Source organism: Nocardiopsis rhodophaea, from assembly GCF_039530945.1.
In the GTDB taxonomy this organism is placed as follows: domain Bacteria; phylum Actinomycetota; class Actinomycetes; order Streptosporangiales; family Streptosporangiaceae; genus Nocardiopsis_C; species Nocardiopsis_C rhodophaea.
Genome location: NZ_BAAAPC010000013.1, coordinates 57,538 through 83,562, shown reverse-complemented (window position 1 = coordinate 83,562; position 26,025 = coordinate 57,538). Strand labels below are relative to the sequence as shown.

At 71.4% G+C, this 26,025-nt stretch carries 20 protein-coding genes; 7 read left to right on the top strand and 13 right to left on the bottom strand.

Annotation, left to right across the window (positions count from 1 at the left end):
• Positions 1-92: 92 nt before the first annotated feature.
• From ABD259_RS15650 to ABD259_RS15600, 11 genes are all read right to left on the bottom strand, one after another.
• Positions 93-1,364, bottom strand: a complete 1,272-nt coding sequence (locus ABD259_RS15650) for a thymidine phosphorylase (RefSeq protein ID WP_344163315.1) — start codon at positions 1,362-1,364, stop codon at positions 93-95.
• A 20-nt stretch (positions 1,365-1,384) separates the two neighbouring features.
• Positions 1,385-1,837 carry a cytidine deaminase gene (locus tag ABD259_RS15645; protein ID WP_344163312.1) on the bottom strand — a complete coding sequence of 151 codons (453 nt, stop codon included), beginning with the start codon at positions 1,835-1,837 and terminating at the stop codon, positions 1,385-1,387.
• Complete coding sequence (locus ABD259_RS15640) at positions 1,834-3,093, bottom strand: ABC transporter permease (RefSeq protein WP_344163309.1); 1,260 nt, start codon at positions 3,091-3,093, stop codon at positions 1,834-1,836. Before ABD259_RS15640 ends, ABD259_RS15645 begins: the two co-directional genes overlap by 4 nt.
• Positions 3,090-4,517, bottom strand: a complete 1,428-nt coding sequence (locus tag ABD259_RS15635; RefSeq protein ID WP_344163305.1) for an ABC transporter permease — start codon at positions 4,515-4,517, stop codon at positions 3,090-3,092. The genes ABD259_RS15640 and ABD259_RS15635 overlap by 4 nt, the downstream gene beginning before the upstream one ends.
• The gene (locus ABD259_RS15630; protein ID WP_344163302.1) at positions 4,514-6,169 is read right to left on the bottom strand and encodes an ABC transporter ATP-binding protein; all 1,656 of its coding nucleotides are present in this window, start codon (positions 6,167-6,169) and stop codon (positions 4,514-4,516) included. The genes ABD259_RS15635 and ABD259_RS15630 overlap by 4 nt, the downstream gene beginning before the upstream one ends.
• 181 nt (positions 6,170-6,350) lie before the next feature.
• A complete protein-coding gene (locus ABD259_RS15625; protein ID WP_344163299.1) occupies positions 6,351-7,406 on the bottom strand; it encodes a BMP family lipoprotein in 1,056 nt (351 codons plus the stop codon).
• 324 nt (positions 7,407-7,730) lie between these two features.
• The gene (locus ABD259_RS15620) at positions 7,731-8,489 is read right to left on the bottom strand and encodes an alpha/beta fold hydrolase (RefSeq protein ID WP_344163296.1); all 759 of its coding nucleotides are present in this window, start codon (positions 8,487-8,489) and stop codon (positions 7,731-7,733) included.
• A 301-nt stretch (positions 8,490-8,790) separates the two neighbouring features.
• Positions 8,791-9,111 (bottom strand): biotin/lipoyl-containing protein, encoded by a 321-nt coding sequence (locus tag ABD259_RS15615; RefSeq protein ID WP_344163293.1) that lies wholly within the window; start codon positions 9,109-9,111, stop codon positions 8,791-8,793.
• Between the two features lie 5 nt (positions 9,112-9,116).
• Positions 9,117-10,112 carry an alpha-ketoacid dehydrogenase subunit beta gene (locus ABD259_RS15610; RefSeq protein WP_344163498.1) on the bottom strand — a complete coding sequence of 332 codons (996 nt, stop codon included), beginning with the start codon at positions 10,110-10,112 and terminating at the stop codon, positions 9,117-9,119.
• 59 nt (positions 10,113-10,171) lie between these two features.
• Positions 10,172-11,218, bottom strand: coding sequence for a thiamine pyrophosphate-dependent dehydrogenase E1 component subunit alpha (locus tag ABD259_RS15605; RefSeq protein ID WP_344163290.1), 1,047 nt, complete (start codon positions 11,216-11,218; stop codon positions 10,172-10,174).
• A gap of 232 nt (positions 11,219-11,450) precedes the next feature.
• Entirely contained in the window at positions 11,451-11,810 is a 360-nt protein-coding gene (locus ABD259_RS15600) for a hypothetical protein (RefSeq protein WP_344163287.1), read from the bottom strand.
• A gap of 244 nt (positions 11,811-12,054) precedes the next feature.
• Here ABD259_RS15600 and ABD259_RS15595 point away from each other — a divergent pair, with 244 nt between their 5' ends.
• The 7 genes from ABD259_RS15595 (at position 12,055) to ABD259_RS15565 (ending at position 23,112) form a co-directional block, all read left to right on the top strand.
• Positions 12,055-12,555 (top strand): Lrp/AsnC family transcriptional regulator, encoded by a 501-nt coding sequence (locus ABD259_RS15595; RefSeq protein WP_344104683.1) that lies wholly within the window; start codon positions 12,055-12,057, stop codon positions 12,553-12,555.
• A gap of 530 nt (positions 12,556-13,085) precedes the next feature.
• A complete protein-coding gene (locus ABD259_RS15590; RefSeq protein WP_344163284.1) occupies positions 13,086-14,858 on the top strand; it encodes an acyclic terpene utilization AtuA family protein in 1,773 nt (590 codons plus the stop codon).
• On the top strand, positions 14,855-16,450 hold the full coding sequence (locus ABD259_RS15585) for an acyl-CoA carboxylase subunit beta (protein ID WP_344163281.1): 1,596 nt from the start codon (positions 14,855-14,857) through the stop codon (positions 16,448-16,450). The genes ABD259_RS15590 and ABD259_RS15585 overlap by 4 nt, the downstream gene beginning before the upstream one ends.
• 26 nt (positions 16,451-16,476) lie before the next feature.
• Positions 16,477-18,486 (top strand): acetyl/propionyl/methylcrotonyl-CoA carboxylase subunit alpha, encoded by a 2,010-nt coding sequence (locus tag ABD259_RS15580; protein WP_344163278.1) that lies wholly within the window; start codon positions 16,477-16,479, stop codon positions 18,484-18,486.
• Between the two features lie 76 nt (positions 18,487-18,562).
• The gene (locus ABD259_RS15575; RefSeq protein WP_344163275.1) at positions 18,563-19,720 is read left to right on the top strand and encodes an acyl-CoA dehydrogenase family protein; all 1,158 of its coding nucleotides are present in this window, start codon (positions 18,563-18,565) and stop codon (positions 19,718-19,720) included.
• Between the two features lie 163 nt (positions 19,721-19,883).
• Positions 19,884-20,534 carry a TetR/AcrR family transcriptional regulator gene (locus ABD259_RS15570; RefSeq protein WP_344163496.1) on the top strand — a complete coding sequence of 217 codons (651 nt, stop codon included), beginning with the start codon at positions 19,884-19,886 and terminating at the stop codon, positions 20,532-20,534.
• A gap of 199 nt (positions 20,535-20,733) precedes the next feature.
• Positions 20,734-23,112 (top strand): phosphoketolase family protein, encoded by a 2,379-nt coding sequence (locus ABD259_RS15565; protein WP_344104672.1) that lies wholly within the window; start codon positions 20,734-20,736, stop codon positions 23,110-23,112.
• A 42-nt stretch (positions 23,113-23,154) separates the two neighbouring features.
• Here ABD259_RS15565 and ABD259_RS15560 read toward each other — a convergent pair whose 3' ends face one another.
• Both ABD259_RS15560 and ABD259_RS15555 read right to left on the bottom strand, forming a co-directional pair.
• Entirely contained in the window at positions 23,155-25,137 is a 1,983-nt protein-coding gene (locus ABD259_RS15560) for an acyl-CoA dehydrogenase family protein (protein WP_344163272.1), read from the bottom strand.
• A 122-nt stretch (positions 25,138-25,259) separates the two neighbouring features.
• A complete protein-coding gene (locus tag ABD259_RS15555; RefSeq protein WP_344104668.1) occupies positions 25,260-25,868 on the bottom strand; it encodes a hypothetical protein in 609 nt (202 codons plus the stop codon).
• Between the last annotated feature and the right edge of the window lie 157 nt (positions 25,869-26,025).

Genomic DNA, 26,025 nt, shown 5'->3' with positions numbered 1-26,025 from the left:
AGAACACCGCGCAGGCGACCGCGGAGAAGGCCGCTCAGCAGCCCCCGCCGACGCACTTGGTGGCGGACCGATGTCCCGCCACCGAGTGCTCATCACCCGATGCGGTCGATGACCAGCGGGAGCCGGTCCGCTTCCCCGTCGATGTCGAAGGCGTTCACGAGGGTTTCAGCGGCGCGGTCGAAGCGGGTCGGGTCGTCGGCGTGCAGGGTAAACAGTGGCTGTCCCACCCGCACGCGCCCGCCCGGTTTGGCGTGGAGGGTGACGCCAGCGCCCGCGGAGACGCGGTCCTCCTTGCGGGCGCGTCCGGCGCCCAGGCGCCAGGCGGCCATGCCGACCGCGTAGGCGTCCAGGCGGGAGAGGGTGCCCGACGCTGGGGACAGGATCTCGCGCTGTTCGGCGGCGACGGGCAGCGGCGCGTCGGGGTCGCCGCCCTGGGCGCGGACCATGCGGCGCCAGGCGTCCATGGCCGAGCCGTCCCGCAGGGCCTCGGCCGGGTCCTTAGCGTCCGGCAGGTCAGCGGCCGCGAGCATCTCGCGGGCCAGCCGCACGGTAAGCTCCACGATGTCCTCCGGGCCGCCGCCGGAGAGGACCTCCAGCGCCTCGGCGACCTCCAGCGCGTTGCCGACCTGCCGCCCCAGCGGCGTGTCCATGGCCGTGAGCAGCGCGACCGTGCGGACGCCGTTGTCGTTACCGATGTCGACCATGGTCCGGGCCAGATCCCGGGCCGAGGCAATGTCCTTCATGAACGCCCCGGAGCCGACTTTGACATCGAGCACGAGCGCACCCGTGCCCTCCGCGAGCTTCTTGGACATGATGGAGCTGGCGATCAGCGGGATGGATTCCACCGTGCCGGTGACGTCGCGCAGCGCGTACAGCTTCCGGTCGGCCGGGGCCAGTCCGGTACCGGCCGCGCAGATCACCCCGCCCACCTCGGTCAGCGTGCGGCGCATCTCGGCGGGCGACAGCTCGGCCCGCCAGCCGGGGATCGACTCCAGCTTGTCCAGGGTGCCGCCGGTGTGCCCCAGTCCGCGTCCGGACAGCTGCGGCACGGCCGCGCCGCACGCGGCGACCGTCGGGGTGAGCGGCAGCGTGACCTTGTCGCCGACCCCGCCGGTGGAGTGCTTGTCGGTGGTCGGACGGGGCAGGTCGGTGAAGTCCAGCCGCTCGCCGGAGCACAGCATCGCCTCCGTCCACCGGCTGACCTCGGCCCGGGTCATACCGCGCCACACGATCGCCATGTTCAGCGCCGCCATCTGCTCCTCCGCGATGGCGCCGTGCGTGTAGGCGTCGATCACCCAGTCGATCTGGCCCGGGGTCAGTTCACCGCCGTCGCGCTTGGTCACGATGATGTCGATGACGTCCACGTGCGTCCTCTTCTCTGGGGTCAGCGTTCGAGGTCGTGGGGTCCGAACGCCTGCGGCAGCACGTCGGCCATGCGGAGGACGCCCTCCGGCGTATCGATCAGCAGGCCGGGGCCGCCGTGCTCGTAGAGCAGCTGGCGGCACCGACCACACGGCATCAGCAGCCGCCCCTCACCATCCACGCAGGTGAACGCCGTGAGCCGGCCGCCGCCCGAGGCGTGCAGGGCCGACACCAGTCCGCACTCGGCGCACAGCGTCAGCCCGTAGGAAGCGTTCTCCACGTTGCAGCCGGTCACCGTCCGCCCGTCCTCGGCCAGCGCGGCCGCCCCCACCGGGAACCGGGAGTAGGGGGCATAGGCGGTGCGCATGGCCCGGCCGGCCGCGGCGCGCAGCCGCGGCCAGTCGACAGTGTCCGCCGCCGGACCGAGGGCGCCGGACGCGGGGGTGGACTCAGGGCTGGACTCGGAGCCGGTCACGATTTCCGCCACTGGCGGCCGATCGCCGCGGGCGCCCGGAGCCGCTGGGCGGCCAGGGCCAGCACCAGCAGCGTCGCGATGTGCGGGCTGTAGGTGACCAGCTCACCGGGGAGCGTGTCGGTCAGCAGGTACCAGGCCAGCAGCACGACCGCGCCGACGGCGGCGACGATCGCCGTCCGCCGTGCACCGCGCCGCCACTGCCACACGGCCACCGCGACCAGCGCGGCCGCGATGAGGAGGAGCAGGGCGTGGACCGCGGCGCCACCGCCGCGCACCTGGAGGGCGTCGGTGTAACCGAAGAGCGAGGCGCCCATCGCCAGGCCGCCCGGTCGCCAGTTGCCGAAGATCATCGCGGCCAGTCCGATGTACCCGCGGCCACCGGTCTGCCCCTCCTGGTAGATCGAGGACGCGACCATCGCGAGGAACACCCCGCCCAGGCCGGCGAACCCGCCGGACACGGTGACCGCGATGTACTTGTAGGTGTACACCGGGACACCCAGCGACTCCGCGGCGTCGGGGTTCTCCCCGCAGGAGCGCAGCCGCAGCCCGAACGTCGTTCTGAACAGCACCCAGTAGGTGGTGGGGACGAGCAGGATCGCCAGCAGCGTCACAATGGACATTCCGGTGGTCAGCCCGGCGATCAGGGAGGCCAGATCGGAGACCACGAACCACTTGGTGGCGCGCACCGGCGCGAGCAGGTCGGCCACGAACGGCAGCCCGACCCTCGGGAAGGACGGCAGCGGCGGCGACTGTGCGGCACCGGCGCCGGGGACGTCGTTGTAGGACAGGATGGACAGATACCGCATCGCGCCCAGGGCGAGGATGTTGATCGCCACGCCCGACACGATGTGGTCGACGGCGAAGGTCACCGTCGCCACGGCGTGCAGCAGCCCGCCGAGCATGCCGCCGACGACGCCCGCGACCAGCCCGGCCCACGGGCTGTCGAGGCTCCACGCGAAGTAGGCCGAGCACCAGGTGCCCAGGATCATCATGCCTTCGAGACCGATGTTGATGATTCCGGAGCGCTCCGCCCACAGGCCGCCCAGGCCCGCCAGGCCGATCGGTACGGCGAAGGCCAGGGTCGTCTGGATCGTGCCGATATTGGTCAGCATGGGCTGGCCGGTGATGAACCGGACCCCGGCCAGGGCCACGAACACCGCCGCGACCAGCCCGACGATCCGCCACCGTACGCGCGCCGAGGAGCGGACCGGCGGCGGCGCCGCCTCCGGCGTCGCCACTGTCATTTCCTGGCTCATGACGACGCCACCTCCGCCCGGGCGAGTTCCTTGCCGACTTGCTGCTGCTGGTAGCGGCGGCCCCAGCGGTGCACGACCTCGTAGACCACGACCACGGTGAGCACGATGGTCGCCTGGGTGACGACGGCGATCTCCTTGGGGATGCCGTCGATGTCCAGGATCTGCGCCGACTGGTCCAGGAAGGCCCAGAAGATCGCGGCGAACGCGATGCCGACGGGGTGGTTGCGGCCGAGCAGCGCGATCGCGATCCCGGTGAACCCTAGGCCGACCGGGAAGTCCAGCGCGTAGTAGTGCGACTGGCCGAGCAGCTGCGGCATGCCGACCAGACCGGCCACCATCCCGGAGATGACCATCGAGATGAACACCATGCGCTTGACGTCGATACCGCTGGCCTGGGCCGCGGTCCCCGACTGTCCGGTGGCCCTCAGCTCGAAGCCGAACCGGGTGCGGTTGAGCATGAACCAGTAGCCGACGCCGACGCCGACGGCCAGCAGCACCAGGCCGAAAATCGGCCGCCCCGACCCCATGAACCCGGCGGGGATGCCGGGCACCCAGCCGGACTCGGCGATCGGCTTGGTGCCGATGTTGTTCTCGCTGATCTTGACGGCGAGCCGGTTGGTGTTGAGCAGGTAGGCGGTGATCCCGGTGGCGATGGCGTTGAGCATGATCGTCGAGATCACCTCGGAGACGCCCCGGGTGACCTTGAGGTACCCGGCGATCCCGGCCCAGAAGCCGCCGACGGCCACCGCGACGACGATGATCACGATCTGGTGGATCACCGGGGGTAGCACGAACGCGCCGCCGACCGCCGCGGCGAGCAGCGCCGCCAGCCGGTACTGGCCGTCGACGCCGATGTTGAACAGCTTCATCTTGAAGCCGATGGCCACGGCGACCGCGGACAGGTAGAACGTGGTGCCGTTGTTGACGATCGTCACCAGGCTGTCGGGCCGGGTGCCGAACTCGACCATCCGGGAGAACGCGTGCAGGGCGTCCACGCCGCTGCCCCACAGCACCACGGCGGTCACGACCAGGGCGAGCACGCCCGCGGCGCCCACCGCGGCGAACGCCAGCGCGAGCGTCGTCGACAGGCGACGGTACAGCCCGAACGCCGCCAGCGCCCCGGCGAGGGCACCGAAAGCGTAGGCGACCGGCTCGATCAGCCACCAGTCGAGGACGGCGGCGACCAGCAGGCCCGTGACTACGGACAGGACCAGGGCGATGGGCGCGACCAGGGTCCGGTGCACCGTCGAGGTCGCGTCGGGGGTGCCCGAACCGATCAGCAGCACCACCGCGCCGAACGCCAGCGCGACGCCGATCGCCAGGGCCGCTGGGGCCAGCAGGGTCAGGTCGGCCAGTGCCGTCACGCCGACGCCGAGCAGTACGGCGACCGCGACCGCGGCCGGAAGGGGGAGGGTGACTCTCATGCGCTGTCGCCGCCTTCCCCACCGCTGCTGCCAGATCCGCTGCCGCCGTGGGCGCCGCCCGCGTCGTCCTCGGGGGCGACCCCGCCGCTGGTGCGGCCGTCCCCGTCCTCGGCGCCCCTGTTCAGGCCGGCGCCGGTCATGGCCGAGCCGAGCTGCTCGGGGGTGACCGCGTGCGGGTCGGCCTCGGCGACCAGTCGGCCGCGCAGGATCACGTGGAGCGTGTCGGACATGCCGATGAGCTCGTCCAGGTCGGCGGAGACGAGCAGCACCGCCAGCCCCTCGGCGCGCGCCCGGCGCAGCTGCGCCCAGATGGCCGACTGCGCGCCGACGTCCACGCCGCGCGTGGGGTGGGCGGCGATGAGCACCTTGGGGGCGTTGCTCATCTCGCGTCCGATGATCAGCTTCTGCTGGTTGCCGCCGCTCAGCGCGTCGGCGTTGACGTCGATGTCGGGGGTGCGGACGTCGTACTCGGCCACGATGCGCGTGGTGTCGGCGCGGGCGCCCGCCCGGTCGATCAGCATGCCCTTGGCGTTGGGCCGCTGCCGCTGGTGGCCGAGGATCCGGTTCTCCCAGAGCGGAGACTCCAGCAGGATGCCGTGGCGCTGCCGGTCCTCGGGGATGTAGCCGACCCCGGACTCGCGGATCGCCAGCGTGCTGGCGCCGGTGATGTCGGTACCGTCGAGGCGGACGCGGCCGTGGTCGGCGGTCCGCAGGCCCATGACCGCCTCGATGAGCTCCGACTGGCCGTTGCCCTCGACCCCGGCGATGCCGACGATCTCGCCGCACCTGATGGACAGGGAGATGTCGTCGACGACCGGCCGCCCGCTGGGGGCCAGGACACTCAGCCCGTCGATCTCCAGCATCGTGCGGTCGGTGACCGTGGACTCGCGCAGCTCGGGGACGGGCAGCTCACCGCCGACCATGAGGGTGGCCAGCTCGCGCGCGGTGGTCTGGGCGGGGTCGACGGTCGCGACGGTGGTGCCGCGCCGGATCACGGTGATCTCGTCGGCCACGGAGAGGACCTCGTCCAGCTTGTGCGAGATGAAGATGACCGTCAGCCCCTCGCGCTTCAGCTCGCGGAGGTTGGCGAAGAGTTCGTCGACCTCCTGGGGCACCAGGACGGCCGTCGGCTCGTCCAGGATGACGATCCGGGCGCCGCGGTAGAGCACCTTGAGGATCTCGACCCGCTGCCGCTCGCCGACGCCCAGTTCCTCCATCAGCCGGTCGGGCTCGATGCCCAGTCCGTACTGCTGGGACAGCTCGCGGATCGCGTCGCGCGCCTTGGCGCCGATGCCGTTGCGGCCCTCGGCGCCGAGGACCACGTTCTCCAGCACGGTGAGGTTGTCCGCCAGCATGAAGTGCTGGTGCACCATGCCGATCCCGTGCGCGATGGCGTCGGACGGGGAGTGCAGGCGGACCTGGGTGCCGTTGATCGCGATGGTGCCCTCGTCGGGCCGGTGCATGCCGTAGAGGGTCTTCATCAGGGTGGACTTGCCGGCGCCGTTCTCGCCCACGATCGCGTGGACGGTTCCGGGCGACACGGTGATGTCGATGTCGTGGTTGGCCACGACGCCGGGAAACCTCTTGGTTATCCCGCGCAGCTCGACGGCGGGGGGTGGAGCCGCCCCGCCCGTCGATGGGGTGCTGCTCAATCCGTCTCCTCGTGGCTGTGGGCCGCCGCGGTGCGGTGTGTCTCCGAGGGTTCTGTCTCTGAGACGGGGCGCGGGGATGCGGGGCGGTGCTGGATCGGTGGTGAATGCGGCGCGGCACCGGGATAACGAAAAGGGTGTGCTGATCGTGACCCGGTGCCGCGCTGCGGCGAGGGGACCGGCGCTACGGCTTGGTCGGAACCTCGATCTCGCCGTCGATGATCTTCTGCTTCAGCTCGTCGAGCTGGTCCTGGATGTCGGAGATCTGCTCGCTGTTGGAGGTCGCGTAGTCAACGCCTCCGTCGGACAGGTCGAACTCCTGGACACCGGTCTGGGTCTTGCCGTCGGCGACCGACTTGACGTACTCGAACACGGCGGTGTCGATGTTCTTCAGCGCGGAGGTGACGACGTACTGCTTCTGGTCGTCGGGGGCGTTCGCGTACTGGTCGCTGTCGACGCCGATGAAGAGCTGCTCGCGGTCGGCGGCGGCCTGCAGGACACCGTTGCCCGAGGCGCCGGCCGCGTGGAAGACGACGTCGGCCCCCTTGTCGAACTGCCCCTTGGCGGTGGACTCTCCGCGCGCCGGGTCGGAGAAGCCCCCGAAGTCCGGCGGTTGGGTCAGGTAGGAGACCTCGATGTCGATGTCGTCGTTGATCTCCTTGGCCCCGGCCTCGTACCCGGCCTGGAACTTCTGGATCAGCGGGGTCTTCACCCCGCCGACGAAGCCGATGTGGTCCTCCTCGGATTTCAGTGCCGCGGCCGCACCGGCCAGGAAGGACGCCTGCTCCTCGGCGAACACCAGGCTGGTGACGTTGTCGTGGTCCTCGATCCGGGAGTCGATGATGGCGAAGTTCACGTCCGGGAACTCGGGCGCGACCTCCTTGAGCGGCTCCGCGTAGGCGAAGCCCACACCGATGATGACGTCGTAGCCCTCGTTGGCCATGAGCTTGAGGCGCTCCTCCTTGTCGGATTCGGCCTCGCCCTCCTTGGGCTCGAAGTCCTTGACGTCGGTGATGCCGAGTTCGTCCTTGACGCGTTCCAGGCCGCGGTAGGCCGAGTCGTTGAACGACTTGTCGCCCTTGCCGCCGACGTCATAGGCGAGGCCGATGCGCAGCTCGGCGTCGCCCTGCGCGGTGTCGCCGCCCTTGCTGTCCTGCGGGTTGTCGCAGGCCGCCATGGCCAGGCCGAGTACTGCTGCGGTCGCGGCGGCCGCGCCCTTGGCAGCGATTCTTCGTCTCACGTGTTTTCCTCCCGAATCGGCCCGGACCGCGTCCCTGCCTCAGGCGCACTCGCCGGGTTCTGCAGCTGGACGATAGCCGTTGGAGGAATAGCCACCAATCGGTTGAGAAAGGTTGTTACGAAGGCGAGAGCAGAGTGACACGGACGTTATGAAAACCATACTTTCAACGGTCCATGCTACGCCTGACCTCTGGTAACGAGCTGTGTGAAACGCTGACTTTAACCGGAGCGCGCCATTGGAGAAAACTCCAAATGCGCCCATTGCGGATCGCCAGGGAATGCGGCGGCGGAGCGAAGGTCGACGCCTACGCTCCGCAACCATGGATCAGCTGGTGGGGGTGTCCGCGGCCGCACGGGCGAGGAACTCCGTCGCGGCGGTCTTGAACGCCCGCGCGGACACGGCGGTCGCGTGGTCGCGTCCCGGTACCCGGACCACCCCTACCGCGCTCGACCGCGCGGCCAGATCCTCGACGCCCTCGGCCATGACGTCCTTCTCCCCGGCGACGAACAGCAGGGGAACGCTCGTCGGCGCGGGGTCGGGCGTGAAGGGGCGGGACGCCTGGCCGCGGACGCAGGCCGCCAGGGCGGCGGTGTCGGCCCCGGGGAGGGCCGTGACCATGCGAAACAGGTCGCCGAAGGGGCTGGTGTCGGTCTCCAGGCGGTCCAGGTCGGTGCCCTCGAACGCGTTGCGCGGGCCGAACCCCCCGAGGACCACGCGCCGCGCCCGCTCCGGACGGGTCAGGGCGAACTCCCAGGTCACGCGGGATCCCATCGAGTAGGAGATGATGTCGACCCGCGGCACGTCGAGCGCGTCCAGCAGCCGCTCGATATCGGCGGCGAGCACCTCCGGAAGGTAGGCGTCGTCATCATGCGGCTTGTCGCTACCGCCGTGTCCGCGCAGGTCGATGCCGATGCCCCGGAGCCCCTCACCGGCGAGCACCGTCGGCCATCCGGTGCGCTCCCAGTTCATCTCGTAGCTCGACCCGAAGCCGTGGACCAGGAGGACGGGCGGACGGGCCGAGCCAGTGCCCGGGTCCATGTCCACATAACGCAAAGTAACGTCGCCAGTGAGGGTTGCGTACATCTGGGGAATCTTCTTTCCGCCTGGAGTTCCGGCATTTATCAGACCCCGACTTCTGTCGGCTTCGGATTTTACTCCGAAATGGCGCGCCGATTGGTTGGGAGGTCGTTGTAGTTGTCGATAAACGGGCGATACGCCAACGGCACGCCGCTGCGTACAGCTTCCGGAGCGGGCCGTGCCGTCACGGCCGTCAGTCCGGACGTTTCTTCGAAGGGTCAGCCCCGCTGAAATGCCGCTATTCGCACGACCCCTTGGGCGGCGCTGGGCGCTCTGCCCGCGCCGTATCCCGCGCCTCGGCGCCGGCTCAGGACGGCGGGCGCAGCCGCACGCGCCGCGCGGGCTTCTCGTCGGAGGCCGGGACCGTCCCCACGATCCCGGCGGCCTGCTCCACCTCGAACGTCACCAGGGCATCGCCGACCTTGATGACGTCGCCCTCCGCGCCGTGCAGGCGGGCGATGACGCCGCTGTGCGGCGAGGGGATCTCCACCGCCGACTTCGTGGTCTCCAACTCCACGAGCGGTTGGTTGCGCTCCACCCGCTGCCCGGGCTCCACGAGCCACTCCAGCACGGTGGCTTCGACCAGCCCTTCGCCGAGGTCGGGCAGGGTAAACGTCTGTTCGGCCATCGTCGTCAGAACTCCAGGGTCCGTTGCACCGCGAGCAGGACGCGGTCGATCGTGGGCAGGTACTGCGGTTCCAGCGGGCCCGCCGGATAGGGCACGTCAAAGCCGGTGACCCGCTGCACCGGCGCCGCCAGGTCGCGGAACGCCCGCTCGGTGATCAGCGCGGACACCTCCGCGCCCAGGCCGGCGGTGAGCGGGGCCTCGTGCACCACCACGGCCCGCCTGGTGCGCGCGACCGAAGCCTTCAGGCCGTCGGCGTCAATGGGCTTGAGCCAGCGCAGGTCCAGCACCTCCAGCTCGACACCGTCCTCGGCGGCCAGCTCGGCCACCTGCAGACAACGGTGCACCATCGCCCCCCAGGCGATCAGAGTGGCGTGCCGACCCGGGCGCACGACGCGGCTGGTCCCGATGGGATCGAAGCTTTCGGAGCCGTCCCCGGCCTGATCCGTCGTCGGCGGCTCGGGCAGGTCGACGGGCTTGCGGTCCCAGTAGCGGGCCTTGGGCTCCATGTAGATGACCGGGTCGTCGGAGCGCACCGCCTGCAGCAGCGTGCGGTAGGCCTCGGCGGGGTCGGACGGCGCCACCACCTTCAACCCGGGCACGTGCGCGAACAGCGCCTCCAGGCTCTCGCCGTGGTGCTCGGGCGCCTGGATGCCGCCGAAGCTGGGCAGCCGCAGCGTGATCGGCATGGGCGCGGCGCCGCGGGAGCGGTAGTTCATCCGCGCCATCTGGTTGACGATCTGGTCGACGGCGGGGTAGGCGAACCCGTCGAACTGCACCTCGGGGATGGGACGGTAGCCGTTCATGGCCAGGCCGACGGCGAGACCGATGATGCCGGATTCGGCGAGCGGGGTGTCGAAGACCCGCTTCTCGCCGAACTCGCGCTGCAGGCCGTCGGTGACACGGAAGACGCCGCCCAGGCGGCCCACGTCCTCGCCGAACACCAGGGTGGTCGGGTCCTCGTGGAGGAGTCGGCGCAGCGCGCGGTTGATCGCCTGCTGCATGGACAGCTCGACGGGCGGCGTCTTGGCGCCGTTCGGGGTTTCCTCAACGCTCAGTTCGATCACAGTTCAGCTACCTCCTCGCGCCATACGCGCTGCTGCCGGGCGAGCTCCTCGGTGGGTTCGCGGTACACGTGGGTGAAGAGGTCCGCCCCCGACGGAGCCGGGGCGGCGCTCACCCCGTCGCGGATCCGCTCGGCCTCGGCGCGGGCCTCGGCCTCGGTCCGCTCGAAGAAGGCGGCGTCGGCGTGCCCGGCCTCCTCCAGACGGGTGCGCAGACGGGGCAGCGGGTCGAGATCGCGCCAGGCCAGCTCGTCGTCCCGGTCGCGGTAGCGCGTGGGGTCGTCGGACGTGGAGTGCGGCTCGACCCGGTAGGTCAGGGCCTCGATGAGTGTGGGGCCCGCACCGGAGCGGGCGCGCTCCAGGGCCTCGCGGGTGGCGGTGTAGACGGCCTCGGCGTCGTTGCCGTCGACGGTGACGCCGGGCATCCCGTATCCGGCGGCGCGGGCGGCCACCGAACCGCCGGAAACCTGCCGCTCGTTGGGGACCGAGAGCGCCCAGCGGTTGTTCTGGCAGAAGAAGACGACGGGTGCCGTGAACACACCGGCGAAGTTCATCGCCTCGTGGATGTCGCCCTCGGAACTGGCGCCGTCGCCGAAATAGGCGATCGCGCAGCCGGAACGTTCACCCAACCGCTCACCGAGCGCCCAGCCCACGGCGTGCGGGACGGGGCCGCCGACGACGGCGTTGAGGGAGGAGAGCCGGGACTTGATCGGATCGTACAGGCCGCCGTGCCACAGGGCGCGGTGGCTGGCCATGTAGCCGACCATGTCGACGCCCAGGGTGAGGGCGACGGCCATCTCCCGGTAGGTCGGGAACGCGAAGTCCAGCTCGCGGTCGAGGGCGGCGGCACTGCCCACCTGGGCGGCCTCCTGGCCGCGCAGCGACACGTAGGCGGGGAACACGCCCTGGCGCTGCAGGGCGATGGCCTCGGTGTCCAGCAGCCGGGCGGTGAGCATGTCGCGGTAGAGCGAGCGCGACACCTCGGGTGGGAGGTCGTCGACGACCGCGGCGGGGGTGTCCGCGGTGGGGGACTCGTGGGTCTGCATGTCAGGCGGCTCTCCTGTGACCTGGGTGGTAGGCAGGGTTGTCCTGACATGATTGTCGTCACAGAATCTACAGATGCGCTAGATTTAGCGGTGAAGTCGAAACAAACAAGAACACTTGACTCGCATTGGTCCGCGATCGTCTAAATCCGCGTTGCGTGGGACCCCAAAAACGACACACGGCATCAACACAGCAGCAACCATGACTCGATGGTCGTTTCCGGGTGGTGGGTGCTCAGAGGTCGGGGAGTGGGTCCGGAGGCAGCGCGGTGTCCTGGGACAGTTCGGCGTCGCAGGCGTTGATGACCGCGACGTACTCGTCGTCCACCTCGAAGGTGTGCCCGCCCAGGTCGAACGTTGGTATCAGGTGCGTGCGCACCGGGCCGAGGCGGATGTCGCGCGGGAACACGTGCCAGATGTTCTTCGGCCGCGACCGGCTCCAGAACCGGTTGGCCAGCACCGTGATGGCCGAATCGGTGACGACGAAGATGAAGAAGGCCGACTCGTTTAAGGAGGCCGGGAAGATGTACCGGATCTCGGCGCCGGCGGGCAGGAAACCCCGCGCGCGATCGCGGACGGCGGTTGGCACCGGCATCGCCACCATCCTCCTTGGGGTGCGGCCGCGGCCGGGGAGGGCGAGAGCTCCGATCACTGCCAAGACTGCCCGATTCGCTGCCAAAGGACCACCCGTTCGGCCGCCAAAGTGCGGTGATCGCGCCACGCGGCTGGTCAAAACACAGGTCATGTCTTGATAATGAGTGCGCAATATCAGCGAAGGGACACATCGGCTGTCAGTGGCAGCGGCGCCGCTGGCGGACTAACGGGGTAGGAGCTCGCCTATGGCCAATGAGGAGCGTGACGGCGTGCGGCGCACCAGGGCCGCCCGGCTACCGGACGCCACGGATGAGACGATCATCAGCGCGCTCGCGCAGGACGCCCGGACCGGGATCACCGAGGTCGCCGCGATGGCGAACGTCTCCCGGGCCACCGCTTACAACCGGATCAAGCGCCTCACCGACGACGGCGTGATCCGCGGGTACTCGGTCGTCACCGACCACGCCAAGATGGGTCTGGGCGTCACCGCCCTGGTCCTGATCTCCGGCAGCCAGCCCGACTGGCGCGCCAACCGGGAGATTCTGTCCTCCTACCCGGAGATCGAGTACTGCTGGTACGTCGTGGGCTCGGCCGACATCGTCCTCCTCGTCCGCGTAGCCGACACGAACCAGTTGCGCGACCTGATCTTGACTCGACTGCAAGCGCTGCCGGGAGTCACCGCGACGCAGACCCTCACGGTCATCGACGAGGTGGTGCATCGCCCCGTGGTGGAACCGAGAAAGTAGAGGCGGCCGTGTCGGTGGTCGGCTGATCCGGTGTTCGTGACATTTCCCGCGATGATCATGGGGATGGTCCCGATTGTGTCCGGTTTGCCGGGACCATCCCCATGATCATCGTGCGAGGGGGCTGGCACGAAGCGAGAAGGACCACCCGGCCCCGCCGCACTCGCCAGGAGACCGGCGCCCGCAGCTCCCTCCGCCGTCGCTGCCGCTTTCCCCACGAACACCGGATCAGCCGACCGACCGACACGGCCGCCCAGCAGACCCAGGGTCCGCACTCCGCCACATTCGGCGACCATCACGGGGATTCTCGTCGTGTTCGTCCCGTCTGGCTGAACACTTGCCGTGCTCACTTGCGCGGTGGTCCGAGAGTTTCCGCATCGCGAAAGTGCTCTCACGCCCAGTGGAGCAGTGGAACCGAGGCTCGCCTGTCGGGCTTCCGTCGGCCCCGGACCGTGGAGAGGGCGGACGCCGTTGGTGCAGAAAACAATCACGCGTGCTTGTTTTTTCGCGCCACGGCTGCGACGCTCGTCCTCATGAGCGTGACGCCCACGACACCGCTGCGGGTCGGCAACGCCTCCGGGTTCTACGGGGACCGCTTCTCCGCTATGCGGGAGATGCTTGAGGACGGTCGGCTGGATGTGCTGACCGGCGACTACCTCGCCGAGCTCACCATGCTCATCCTGGGCCGGGACCGGCTGCGGGACCCCGATCTCGGGTACGCGCGCACGTTTCCGCGGCAGATGGAGGAGTGCCTCGGGCTCGCGGCCGACCGGGGCGTCGCGATCGTGACCAACGCCGGCGGACTGAATCCGGCTGCTCTCGCCGACCGGCTGCGCGACCTCGCCGTGCGGCTCGGCGTCGATGTGCGCGTGGCCCATGTCGAAGGCGACGACCTGCTTGGCCGCGCCGCCGAGCTTGACCTCGGGCGCCCGCTGACTGCCAACGCCTACCTCGGGGCCTGGGGCATCGCCGAGGCCCTGCGCGCCGGGGCCGACATCGTCGTGACCGGCCGCGTCACCGACGCCGCCCTCACCGTGGGACCCGCCGCCGCGCACTTCGGCTGGGCGCGCGACGACTACGACGCACTGGCCGGTGCCGTGGTGGCCGGGCACATCATCGAGTGCGGTACCCAGGCCACGGGCGGAAACTACGCCTTCTTCACCGAGCTCGCGGCGGCGGGGCACGACCTCACCCACCCCGGATTCCCCATCGCGGAGGTGCACGGCGACGGCTCGGCGGTCATCACCAAGCACGACGGCACGGGTGGCGCGGTCACCACCGGGACCGTCACCGCACAGCTCGTCTACGAGGTCGCCGGGGCGCGCTACCCCGGGCCAGATGTCACGGCACGGCTCGACACCGTGCGGCTTACGCAGGAGGGGCCGGACCGCGTCCGGGTCGCCGGAGTGCGGGGCGAGGCCCCGCCGCCCGACCTCAAGATCGGCCTCAACAGCATGTCCGGGTTCCGCAACGACATGACGCTGGTGCTCACCGGCCTCGACCTCGACGCCAAGGCCGACCTCGCCGAGCGCCAGGTGCGGGCCGCGCTCAAGGGGCGGGAGCCCGCGCGGCTGGCGTTCCACCGGTCCCGCGCGCACCAGGTGCCCGCCGGAGGCGTGGCGGACCGCGATGCGGCGTCGGGTGACCTCGACGCCCCGGAGCAGGACGCGGCCAGCATCCACCTGCGCATCGAGGCCGCTGACCTCGACCCGCGCAAGGTGGGCCGGTCCTTCGGCGCCGCCGTCGTCGAACTCGCGCTGGCGAGCTTCCCCGGGTTCCACGCGACCGCCCCTCCCGGCGACGCGCGCCCGGACGGCGTCGGGTTCAGCGCCGCCTACCGCCCGGCGTCCGCCGTCCCGCACACCGCCGTGCTGCCCGACGGCACCCGCGTCGACGTGCCCCCACCGCGCGACACCGCGGTACTGACCCCCGTCCCCGAACCCCCGCCGCCCGACCCGTGGCCGCCCGGGCCCACCCGCCGTGCCCCGCTCGGCCGCGTCGCCGGGGCGCGCAGCGGTGACAAGGGCTCCGACGCCAACCTCGGCGTCTGGGTGCGCGGCGAAGACGAGTGGCGGTGGCTCGTGCACACCCTCACGGTCGACGAGCTGAAGCGGCTGCTGCCCGAGACCGCTCCGCTGACGGTGACCCGCCATGTCCTGCCGGGGCTGCGGGCCGTGAACTTCGTGGCCGAGGGGTTGCTGGGCGGCGGGGCCGGATCGGGCCCCCGGTCGGATCCGCTGGCCAAGGGGCTGGGTGAGTGGCTGCGCGGCCGGTCCGTGGACATTCCGGAGGCGTTCCTGCCATGACCGTGCTCCGCTCGCGGCTCGACCCCCAGGACCCCTCCTTCGCCGACAACCGCGCGTCGATGCTGGCCAAGATCGACGAGATCGAGGCCGAGCACGCCGCGGCGCTGGCCGGGGGCGGCCCGACCTACGTCGACCGGCACCGCGCCCGCGGCAAGCTGCTGGCGCGTGAGCGCATCGAGCTGCTGCTCGATCCCGACGCCCCGTTCCTGGAGCTGTCGCCCCTGGCGGCCTGGGGGAGCGACTATCCGGTCGGCGCCAGTGTGGTCACCGGCGTCGGCGTCGTCGAAGGTACCGAATGCGTAGTCATCGCTAACGACCCCACCGTGCGCGGCGGCGCCTCCAACCCGTGGACGGGAAAGAAGACCCTGCGCGCCATGGAGATCGCCGAGCAGAACCGGCTGCCGCTGATCAACCTGGTCGAGTCCGGCGGCGCCGACCTTCCCGGCCAGAAGGAGATCTTCATCCCCGGCGGACGGCTGTTCCGCGACCTCACGCGCTTCTCCGCCGCCGGAATCCCCACCCTCGCCCTGGTCTTCGGCAACTCCACCGCCGGGGGCGCCTACGTGCCCGGTATGAGCGACCACGTGGTCATGGTCCGCGAGCGCTCCAAGGTCTTCCTCGGCGGACCCCCGCTGGTGAAGATGGCGACGGGGGAGGAGAGCGACGACGAGTCGCTCGGCGGGGCCGACATGCACGCCCGGGTCTCCGGGTTGGCCGACCACCTCGCCGCCGACGAGCACGACGCCATCCGCATCGGACGCGGCATCGTCGCCCGCCTCAACCGCGCCAAGCCCGGTCCCGTGCCCGCCGCCCGCGGCCCCCGCCATGACCCCGAGGAGCTGCTCGGCATCGTCCCCGACGACCTGCGCATCCCCTTCGACCCGCGCGAGGTGATCGCCCGCGTCGTCGACGACTCCGACTTCGACGAGTTCAAGCCCGCCTACGGCGGCGGCCTGGCCACGGGGTGGGCGCGCCTCCACGGCTATCCGGTGGGGGTGCTCGCCAACGCCCACGGGGTGCTGTTCAGCGAGGAGTCGCAGAAGGCCGCCCAGTTCATCCAGCTCGCCAACCGGGCCGACACCCCGCTGATCTTCCTGCACAACACCACCGGCTACATGGTCGGCCGCGACTACGAGCAGGGCGGCATCATCAAACACGGCGCGATGATGATCAACGCCGTCTCCAACAGCACCGTTCCCCACCTGTCCGTGCTCATCGGCGCCTCGTACGGCGCCGGGCACTACGGCATGTGCGGCCGCGCCTACGACCCCCGCTTCCTGTTCGCCTGGCCCAGCGCGAAGGCCGCCGTCATGGGGCCGCGCCAGCTCGCCGGGGTGCTGTCGATCGTGGCGCGGCAGTCCGCCGCCGCCAAGGGCCGCGACTACACCGAGGAGCAGGACGCCGCCATGCGCGAGATGGTCGAGAACCAGATCGAGGCGGAATCCCTGCCGCTGTTCCTGTCCGGCCGGGTCTACGACGACGGCGTCATCGACCCGCGCGACACCCGCACCGTGCTCGGCCTGTGCCTGTCGGCCGCGCACAACGCCCCGGTGCGCGGCGTGCGCGGCGGCTTCGGCGTCTTCCGGATGTGACAGAAGTGAGAATGGGGACGGCCCACGTGATCACCACCCTGCTCGTCGCCAATAGGGGAGAGATCGCCCGGCGGGTGCTGCGCACCTGCCGCACCCTCGGCATCGGCACCGTCGCGGTGTACTCCGACGCTGACGCCGACGCCCCGCACACCCGCGAGGCCGACGCCGCCGTGCGGCTGCCCGGGCGCGCCCCCGCCGACACCTACCTCAACGGCGCGGCGATCGTCGCGGCCGCTGAACGCGCCGGAGCCGACGCCGTCCATCCCGGCTACGGCTTCCTCTCGGAGAACGCCGGATTCGCGCGCGAGGTGCGCGCGGCGGGACTGACGTGGGTCGGGCCGCCGCCCGAGGCGATCGACGACATGGGCTCCAAGATCCGCGCCAAGGAGATCGCCCGGCGGGCCGGGGTGCCCGCTGCCGCCGCGCTGGAGCCCGAGGAGGTCACCGCCGCCGACCTGCCGGTGCTCATCAAGGCGTCCGCCGGAGGCGGCGGGCGGGGCATGCGGATCGTGCGCGCTCTCGACGCGCTGCCCGCCGAAGCCGAGGCGGCGCGCGCCGAGGCCGCCGCCGCGTTCGGTGACGCGGCGGTGTTCTGCGAGCGCTACCTGGAACGCGGGCGCCACATCGAGGTGCAGCTGCTCGCCGACACCCACGGCACGGTGTGGGCCGTGGGCGAACGCGACTGCTCCCTGCAACGCCGCCACCAGAAGGTCGTCGAGGAGACGCCCGCACCGGGCATCCCTGACGAGCTTCGTGAGCGGCTGCACGAGGCCGCCCGGCGGATGGCCGGCGCCATCGGCTACACGGGCGCCGGAACCGCCGAGTTCCTCGCGGACACCGACGGCACGCCCGCCTTTCTGGAGATGAACACGCGGCTGCAGGTCGAGCACCCCGTCACCGAGTGCGTGACCGGCCTGGACCTGGTTGAGTGGCAGCTGCGGATCGCCGAGGGGGAGGCGCTGCCGCCGGAGGGGCCGCCGTCCCCGAGCGGCCACGCCATCGAGGCGCGCCTGTACGCCGAGGACCCGGCGCACGACTGGCGGCCCTCCGGCGGCACCGTCGCGGCGTTCGAGGTTCCCGGAACCGCAGCCGAGTTCGGCGTGCTGAGCGCTCACGGGATCCGCGTTGACAGCGGAGTGGCGCCCGGGAGCACCGTCGGTGTCGACTACGATCCCCTGCTCGCCAAGGTGATCGCCTGGGGCGCGCACCGGGGCGACGCCGCCCGCAGACTGGCCGCCGCACTGGCCCGCGCTCACCTGCACGGCGTCGGCACCAACCGCGACCTGCTCGTCCGCGTCCTGCGCGACACCGCGTTCCGCGCCGGCGACGTGCACACGGGGTTCCTGACCGGGGCCGGTGCCGATGGGCGGGGGCCGGGAGCGCTGGCCCGCCCGCTGGCCGACCCCGCGGCCGAGCGCCTCGCGGCCCTGGCCGCCGCTGTGGCCGACGCCGCCGCCAACCGCCGCGCCGCCCCCGCTCTGGGCGGACTCCCCGCAGGGTGGCGCAACCTGCCCTCCCAACCCCAGGTCAAGCGGTACCGCGGCGACACGGGGGAGGAGCTCGCGATCGCCTACCGGTGTACCCGCGACGGCCGGTTCCACCCCGCTGACCTCGACGGCGTGCGCGTGGAGCGGGCCGAGCCGGACGAGGTCGTGCTGGAGATCGACGGGGTGCGCCGGACGTTCGGCGTCACCGCTTACGGACCCGACCGGATGACCTGCGTGGACTCTCCCCTGGGCGCGGTCACGCTGCGGCCGCTCTCCCGCTTCTGCGAATCCGGGGTCGACATCGCGCCGGGCACACTGCTCGCCCCCATGCCCGGCACGGTCGGCAGGATCGCGGTCGCCGTCGGGCAGCCGGTCCGTGCGGATCAGCCGCTGCTGTGGCTGGAGGCGATGAAGATGGAGCACCGCATCACCGCCCCGGCCGCCGGGGTCGTCACCGAACTTCCGGTGGCCCCGGGCCAGCGCGTGGACGCCGGAGCGGCCCTCGCCGTGGTGCACGAGGATGACGCGAACAGCCAGGACAGCGACTGACGACGTACCGACCGTGCCGCCGGTCTCCCCGAAACCACACGGAGACAGGGGCAGGGCAGAGATCTGGAGGAGCAGATTGAGCTTCGTGGAACCGGCCGAGCGCACGGAGCTGCGGGCCGCCGTCGCCAGGCTCGCCGGAAAGTACGGCCCCGCGTACTACCGCACCCGCGCCAAAGAGGGCGCCTACCTCACCGAGCTGTGGGCCGAGGCCGGAAGCCGCGGCTACCTCGGTGTGAACGTGCCCGAAGCCTACGGTGGCGGAGGCGGCGGCATCAGCGACCTCGCCGCCGTCCTGGAGGAGCTGAGCGCGGCCGGGTGCCCCACGCTGATGATGGTCGTCTCCCCGGCGATCTGCGGCACCGTCCTGGCCCGCTTCGGCACCGCCGCCCAGCGGGAGCGCTGGCTGCCCGGCATCGCCTCCGGGGAGAGTATCGTCGCCTTCGCCATCACCGAGCCCGACGCCGGATCCAACGCGCACCGCCTCACCACCTCCGGGCGGCGCGACGGCGACGACTGGGTGCTCAACGGGCGCAAGACCTTCATCTCGGGGGTCGACGTCGCCGACGCCGTCCTCGTCGTCGGCCGAACCGAGGACGCGCGCACCGGAAAGCTGAAACCCGCGCTGTTCCTGGTCCCCACCGGCGCCCCCGGCTTCGAGGCCCGCCCGATCGAGATGGACCTCCTCAGCCCCGACCACCAGTTCGCGCTCTTCCTCGACGACGTCCGGCTGCCCGGCGACGCCCTGCTGGGCGATCCCGATACGGGGCTGCAGCAGCTGTTCGCCGGGCTCAACCCCGAGCGCATCATGGGCGCCGCGCTCGCGACCGGATCGGCCCGCAACGCGCTGGACCGCGCGGTGTCCTACGCCAGCGAGCGCGCGGTCTGGGGCACCCCCATCGGCGCCCACCAGGGGTTGGCGCACCCCCTGGCGCAGATCAAGGTGGAGCTGGAGCTCGCCCGGCTGATGACGCGGAAGGCCGCGTTCCTCTACGACAACGGAGACGACGCGGGCGCGGGCGAGTGCGCCAACATGGCCAAGTACGCGGCCGGGGAGGTCTGCGCCCGCGCCGTCGACCAGGCCGTGCAGACGCTCGGCGGCAACGGCCTGGCGAGCGAGTACGGCCTCGGCGCCGCGATCGCTTCGTCCCGGCTGGGCCGGATCGCCCCGGTGAGCCGGGAGATGATCCTCAACTACGTGGCACAGCACTCCCTCGGGCTGCCCAGGTCGTACTGAGGACACCGCGGGTGAGCGGCGGGCCGGGGGAAACGGCTGTCCGCGGTCCCGCGGCCGACTCCGGGGGTCGGCGGACGCCCGCGGTGTCCGCATCGCCCGGGAGCACTGGGGAGATTAACGGCCGCGTCGAGAACGGCGGCCGTCGCCCCCCGTGTACATTTTGCTGCGGGTCGGACGGGGATCTGAGGGGGATCGCATCGAGCTCGAAACGGCGGCGCCGGGCCGGGAACCACGTCAGGACCGCAGCCGCGCCACCCGGCGGCGGCTCCTGGAGGCGGCCGTGGAGTGCCTGTCCGAGGTCGGCTTCTCCGGGGCCACGGTCGGTGCCGTGGCCCGGCGCGCCGGGGTGTCGCGGGGCGCGGCCCAGCACCACTTCCCGACCCGCGAGGATCTGCTCACCGCCGCGCTGCTGCACATGAGCGAGAACCGGTTGGCCGAGCTGCGCCGTCGCGCCGCCGATCTGCCCGATGGCGGCGCCCGCACCGGCGCCGTGGTCGAGATGCTTATCGACGCCTACACCGGACCGGAGTTCTCCGCCGCCCTGCAACTGTGGGCGGCCGCCGCCAGTGACCCGGGGCTGCGCTCCCACGTCATCCCGCTGGAGGAACACGTCGGACGCGAGGCACACCGCGCGGCCGTCGAGCTGCTCGGCGCCGACGAAACCGTCCCGGGCGTACGGGAGGCCGTGCAGGCGACGCTCGACCTGGCACGCGGCCTGGGGCTGGCCAGCCTCCTCACCGACGACGAACGGCGGCGGCGCCGCGTCGTCGGCCAGTGGACCCGGATGCTCCACCAGGCCCTGACCACCCACTGAACGTCGAGATGTCGGTTTCCTCCCCGCCCCTTCCGTTGATCTCGGCGATATCGACCGAATAACGGCGAAAATTCGGTCGATATCGCCGAGATCAACGGAAGGGTGGGCGGGAAATGACTTTCGGTCTCCCTTAATCCGGTGCGGAGGCGGGTAGGGGCCTTTCGAGGCGTCCCTACGCGCACTCGATCTGGGGGACAGCATGACCGACGCGAGTACGGCGCCGAGCCGGGAACCACTGGGACCGGACGAACTGCGCGGGGTCGACCTCTACTGGCGGGCCGCGAACTACCTGTCGGTCGGGCAGATCTACCTGCTCGACAACCCGCTGCTGTGGGAGCCCCTGCGCCCCGAGCACATCAAGCCCCGCCTGCTCGGACACTGGGGTACCACGCCCGGCCTGTCGTTCCTCTACACCCACCTGTCGCGGCTGGTAAAGCTCCGCGACATCGACATGATCTGGATCGTCGGCCCGGGGCACGGCGGCCCCGCGGCCGTCGCCACAGCGTGGCTGGACGGCACCTTCAGCGAGATCTACCCGGACGTCACCCAGGACGTCGAGGGCATGCGTCGCCTGTTCCGGCAGTTCTCCTTCCCGGGCGGGGTGCCCAGCCACGTGGCGCCCGAGGTGCCCGGGTCCATCCACGAGGGAGGCGAGCTGGGCTACGCGCTCTCGCACGCCTACGGCGCGGCCCTGGACAACCCCGACCTGGTCGTGGCGGCGATCGTCGGCGACGGCGAGGCGGAGACCGGGCCGCTGGCCGGGAGCTGGCTGGCCAACCGCTTCGCCGACCCGGTCCACGACGGCACAGTCCTGCCGATCCTGCACCTCAACGGGTACAAGATCGCCAGCCCGACGGTGCTGGCCCGCATCCCCGAAAGCGACCTGGTCTCGATGCTGGAGGGATACGGCTACCGGCCCTACATCGTGTCCGGCGACGAGCCCGAGGCGATGCACCAGCAGATGGCGGCCACCCTCGACACGGTCTTCGGCGAGATCACCGCCATCCGCCACCGGGCCCGCGAGGAGGGCGACACCGGATCGATCCGCTGGCCGATGGTCGTCTTGCGCACCCCCAAGGGCTGGACCGGCCCGTCCCTGGTCGACGGCCAGCAGGTCGAGGGCACGTGGCGGTCGCACCAGGTCCCCCTCGGCGAGGTCCGGGACAATCCCGAACACCTCCGACTGCTGGAGAACTGGCTGCGCTCGTATGACCCCGAGGAGCTGTTCGACTTCAACGGCACGCCGAACACGGCGACCACCGCGCCGGTCCCCGCGGGCCCGCGCCGGATCAGCGCCAACCCGCACGCCAACGGCGGGCTGCTGCTCAAGGACCTGTTCCTGCCCGACTACCGGCGGCACGCCGTCGACGTCCCAGCGCCTGCCGTCCGGAGCGTCGGCGCCACCGGGGTGCTCGGCGGCTTCCTGCGCGATGTCATGCGCAGCAACCCGACCACCTTCCGGATCATGGGCGCCGATGAGACGGCGTCCAACCGCCTCAGCGCGGTGTTCGAGGCCACCGACCGGACGTGGGCGCTGGAGACCGAGCCGGACGACGAGCACCTCGCCGCCGACGGCCGCGTCATGGAGGTGCTCAGCGAGCACCTGTGCCAGGGCTGGCTGGAGGGCTACCTGCTGACCGGGCGGCACGGCCTGTTCAACAGCTACGAGGCGTTCGTGCACATCGTGGACTCGATGTTCAACCAGCACGCCAAGTGGCTCAAGATCACCCGCGGCCTGCCCTGGCGCCGTCCGATCGCCTCGCTCAACTACCTGCTCAGCTCGCACGTGTGGCGCCAGGACCACAACGGGTTCAGCCACCAGGACCCCGGCTTCCTCGACCACGTGGTCAATAAGAAGCCCGAGATCATCCGTGTCTACCTGCCACCGGACGCCAACACGCTGCTGCACACCGTCGACCGCTGCCTGCGCATGCGCGACACCGTCAACGTGGTCGTCGCCGGCAAGCAGCCCGCGCTCACCTACCTCTCCATGGACGAGGCCATCGCCCACTGCACGCGCGGCGCCGGGATCTGGGACTGGGCCAGCACGGACGCCGGCAGAGAGCCCGACGTGGTGCTGGCGTGTGCGGGCGACGTCCCCACCCTGGAGACGCTCGGTGCGGCGCGCCTGCTCCGCGCGCACCTGCCCCAGCTCAAGGTGCGGGTGGTCAACATCGTCGATCTGATGCGGCTGGTCCCGGCCGAGGAGCACCCGCACGGCCTCTCGGAGAGCGACTTCGACACGCTCTTCACCGCGGACAAGCCGATCATCTTCGCGTTCCACGGCTACCCGTGGCTGATCCACCGGCTCACCTACCGCCGCAACGGGCACGACAACCTGCATGTCCGCGGCTACAAGGAGGAGGGCAGCACCACCACGCCCTTCGACATGGTGCTCCGCAACGACCTCGACCGCTTCCACCTGGTCATCGACGTCATCGACCGTATCCCCGGGCTCGCGGTGCGCGCGGCACACCTGCGCCAGCGCATGCAGGACGAGCGGCTGCGCTGCCGCGACTACGCGCGCGAGCACGGCGAGGACGCCCCGGACATCCGGGACTGGACCTGGTCGTCCTGACCGGTCCGGCGGACGCCGGACCGGCCGGCCATCCTGGCCGCGTCAGCGCCGGAGCGCACCCTCCATCCCCACCGCGCGCCGCTGGGTCTCCTGCCGGGCGGTCTCCGCGCCCAGCGCGATGGGGGCGGCCAGCCACTCGTCGAGCAGCCCGAACCCCTCGACGAGGTCGACGGCGTGCGGCCGCAGGCCCTGGCACAGCGTGTTCACCGCCTGCGTCACCGCCTTGGCGCGCGACGCGGAGAGCCGCTCGTGCTCCAGGAACCAGGCGCGGTCCTCGTCCACGATCGACAGAACGTACAGGTCGCACAGCCGGTCCAGCAGGACCCGGGTGCCGCCCTCCGGACAGCGGTCGATGGCGGCGACGAACGCCTCCAGCACCACCCGGTCGACGTGGGCGCGCCCGGCCGCCAGGACGTGGTCCTGGGCGCTGTTGAACACCTCGAACGCGTCGGTGTCCTCCGCCCCCGCGCGGCGCAGCCGCCGGGCCAGTCCCTCGATGATGTGCTTCTCGCGGTCCTCCAGCAGGGCGAGCTGCCAGCCCCGGTCATACAGGTCGGCCTCCTCGCCCCGCCCGGGCGCGGCGCTGACCAGGCGCTCGATCACCGAGCGCGCGGCGGTGCGCTCGATGACCGCGCCGAGGAACTGCTTGGCCACCAGCCGCGCCATGGGCAGCGGGTCGAGGTCGCCGAACGCCTCCCGGTAGTCGGTGAGGAGCCCCTTGGCGACCAGCTGGAGCAGGACCGTGTTGTCCCCCTCGAACGTGGTGAAGACGTCGGTGTCGGCCTTGAGCTGGGGCAGCCGGTTCTCCGCCAGGTACCCGGCGCCGCCGCACGCCTCGCGGCAGGTCTGGATGGTGCGGGTGGCGTGCCAGGTGGCCACGGCCTTCAGCCCGGCGGCGCGCGACTCCAGCTCGCGCTGGCCGCGCTCGTCGAGCGGCACCCGCCCGGTCTGGCTGTCGTGTAGCGCGCTGACCAGCTCTTCCTGGGCGAAGTGCAGGGCGAAGGTGCGGGCGAGCGCGGGCAGGAGGCGGCGCTGGTGGGCGAGGTAGTCGAGGAGGACGACCTCCTCGCCGGTCCCGGAGCGCTCGAACTGGCGGCGGGTGTCGGCGTAGCGCAGCGCGATGGACAGCGCGGCCTTGGTCGCGGTTCCCGACCCGCCCGCGACGCTGATGCGGCCGCGTACCAGCGTGCCGAGCATGGTGAAGAAGCGGCGGTTGGGGTTGTCGATCGGGCTGGTGTAGGTGCCGTCGCGTGCGACGGCACCGTAGCGGTCGAGCAGGGCGGTGCGGGGCACGCGCACCTGGTCGAACCAGAGTCGGCCGTTGTCCACGCCGTTGAGGCCGGCCTTGGGCCCGCAGTCCTCGATGCGGACGCCGGGCCGGGGTGAGCCCGAGGCGTAGCGGATGGGCACCAGCAGCGCGTGCACCCCGTGGTTCTCGCCCTGGGTGACGAGCTGGGCGAAGACCACGGCCATCCGCCCGTCGCGGGCCGCGTTGCCGATGTAGTCCTTGCGCGCCGCCTCGTCGGGCGTGTGGATCACGAACTCCTCGGTGTCCGCGTCGTAGGTGGCGGTGGTGCGCAGCCGCTGCACGTCCGAGCCGTGCCCGGTCTCGGTCATCGCGAAGCAGCCGGGCAGTTCGAGGGAGATGACCTGCGGCAGGTACTCGGTGTGGTGGCGCTCGGTGCCCAGGGCGTGGATGGCGCCGCCGAACAGGCCCCACTGCACGCCGACCTTCACCATCAGCGACAGGTCGCACACCAGCATCTCGAAGGCCACGACCGAGGCGCCGACGTCGTCGGCGCCCCCGCAGGCCGAGGGGAAGCCGTAGCCGGGGACCTCCGTCTCGGCGATCGCCGTGAGCTGGTCCATGACCCGCTCGCGGTGGTCGGCCATGCTCAGCCCCGTGACAGGGGCGAACCGGTCGCCGCGCACCATGTCGCGGGCGTGCTGCCGGACCCGAGCCCAGCGTCCGTCCAGCAGTTCGCGCAGGACCGCGTCGTCGACGCGTGCGTTCCGGTCGGTCATGGCATCCCCCTAATTGTCGTCTGCACCGTGGTACCACTCTCCCGGTGCGCGGAGGTGGGCGAACACGCGGGATGCCCCGACGACCGCGTGGACGAGCGCGGGCCGCGGCCGCACGCGGCCGATCAGAACCCCGGGACGGGGGCGGGGGCCGGAACCTGGGTGAAGACGTAGGCCGAGGCGGCGATGAAGAGGATGCCGACCAGGACGGCGGCCATGGCGGCCCAGCGCGCCCAGGGACGGCTGTACTCGGTGGTCAGGCCCAGGCTGAGCAGTCCGAAGAAGACGCCGATCAGGGCGGTCCCGCCGTCGCCGAGGACCATGGCCGTCACCGCGGAGGGCTGGGTGGCCGCGGAGACGTTCATGAGCATCTCGGTCAGGCGGGTCCCGATGAGTGCGGCGCCGATGGCCAGGAGGGAGGCGATGGCGAACGTCTCGGCGGAGAACAGTCCGGCGGTCGGCGGCGCGAGGAGCACGTCCTCGTCGTCCGGCTCGTTGTCTCCGTGGGCCGCGGCGCCTGCCGCGTCGCGGCCGGTGTCGTCGGCCGGGGCGTCCGCGGTCTCGCCCGCGGCGTTCGCTTCGGAGCCGGACGTCTCAGCTTCGGTGCCGCTGCCCTTGTCAGGGCCGTCGCCTGTTGTGTCGGTGGCGGCGGTCTCTTCCGCGGAGGGCGTGGCGTCGTCGTGCCCCTGCGGCTCGCGGGGCGTGTCATCTGGGGAATTCGGCTTCGTAGTCATCGCGGGACAACCTATCGGCCTCCAGCCCCGACGGCAGCACTGGCGCGGCGTGTGGCGGGGGTTGGCCCCGAAGCGGTTCTGGGCGGGGCGGGTGATCCACAACGCCGCTCCTGGCATCGGGGTGGCGGAACGCTACCGCACCCATGCTGTGTGTGAC

What these genes read in the sequence shown, in the direction of transcription:
- ABD259_RS15555 (WP_344104668.1), bottom strand. Translation starts at nt 25,868, where the DNA reads ATGACTACGAAGCCGAATTCCCCAGATGACACGCCCCGCGAGCCGCAG.
- ABD259_RS15590 (WP_344163284.1), top strand. Translation starts at nt 13,086, where the DNA reads ATGAGCGTGACGCCCACGACACCGCTGCGGGTCGGCAACGCCTCCGGG.
- ABD259_RS15620 (WP_344163296.1), bottom strand. Translation starts at nt 8,489, where the DNA reads ATGTACGCAACCCTCACTGGCGACGTTACTTTGCGTTATGTGGACATG.
- ABD259_RS15605 (WP_344163290.1), bottom strand. Translation starts at nt 11,218, where the DNA reads ATGCAGACCCACGAGTCCCCCACCGCGGACACCCCCGCCGCGGTCGTC.
- ABD259_RS15565 (WP_344104672.1), top strand. Translation starts at nt 20,734, where the DNA reads ATGACCGACGCGAGTACGGCGCCGAGCCGGGAACCACTGGGACCGGAC.
- ABD259_RS15595 (WP_344104683.1), top strand. Translation starts at nt 12,055, where the DNA reads ATGGCCAATGAGGAGCGTGACGGCGTGCGGCGCACCAGGGCCGCCCGG.
- ABD259_RS15585 (WP_344163281.1), top strand. Translation starts at nt 14,855, where the DNA reads ATGACCGTGCTCCGCTCGCGGCTCGACCCCCAGGACCCCTCCTTCGCC.
- ABD259_RS15615 (WP_344163293.1), bottom strand. Translation starts at nt 9,111, where the DNA reads ATGGCCGAACAGACGTTTACCCTGCCCGACCTCGGCGAAGGGCTGGTC.
- ABD259_RS15600 (WP_344163287.1), bottom strand. Translation starts at nt 11,810, where the DNA reads ATGCCGGTGCCAACCGCCGTCCGCGATCGCGCGCGGGGTTTCCTGCCC.
- ABD259_RS15635 (WP_344163305.1), bottom strand. Translation starts at nt 4,517, where the DNA reads ATGAGAGTCACCCTCCCCCTTCCGGCCGCGGTCGCGGTCGCCGTACTG.
- ABD259_RS15640 (WP_344163309.1), bottom strand. Translation starts at nt 3,093, where the DNA reads ATGAGCCAGGAAATGACAGTGGCGACGCCGGAGGCGGCGCCGCCGCCG.
- ABD259_RS15560 (WP_344163272.1), bottom strand. Translation starts at nt 25,137, where the DNA reads ATGACCGACCGGAACGCACGCGTCGACGACGCGGTCCTGCGCGAACTG.
- ABD259_RS15610 (WP_344163498.1), bottom strand. Translation starts at nt 10,112, where the DNA reads ATGCAGCAGGCGATCAACCGCGCGCTGCGCCGACTCCTCCACGAGGAC.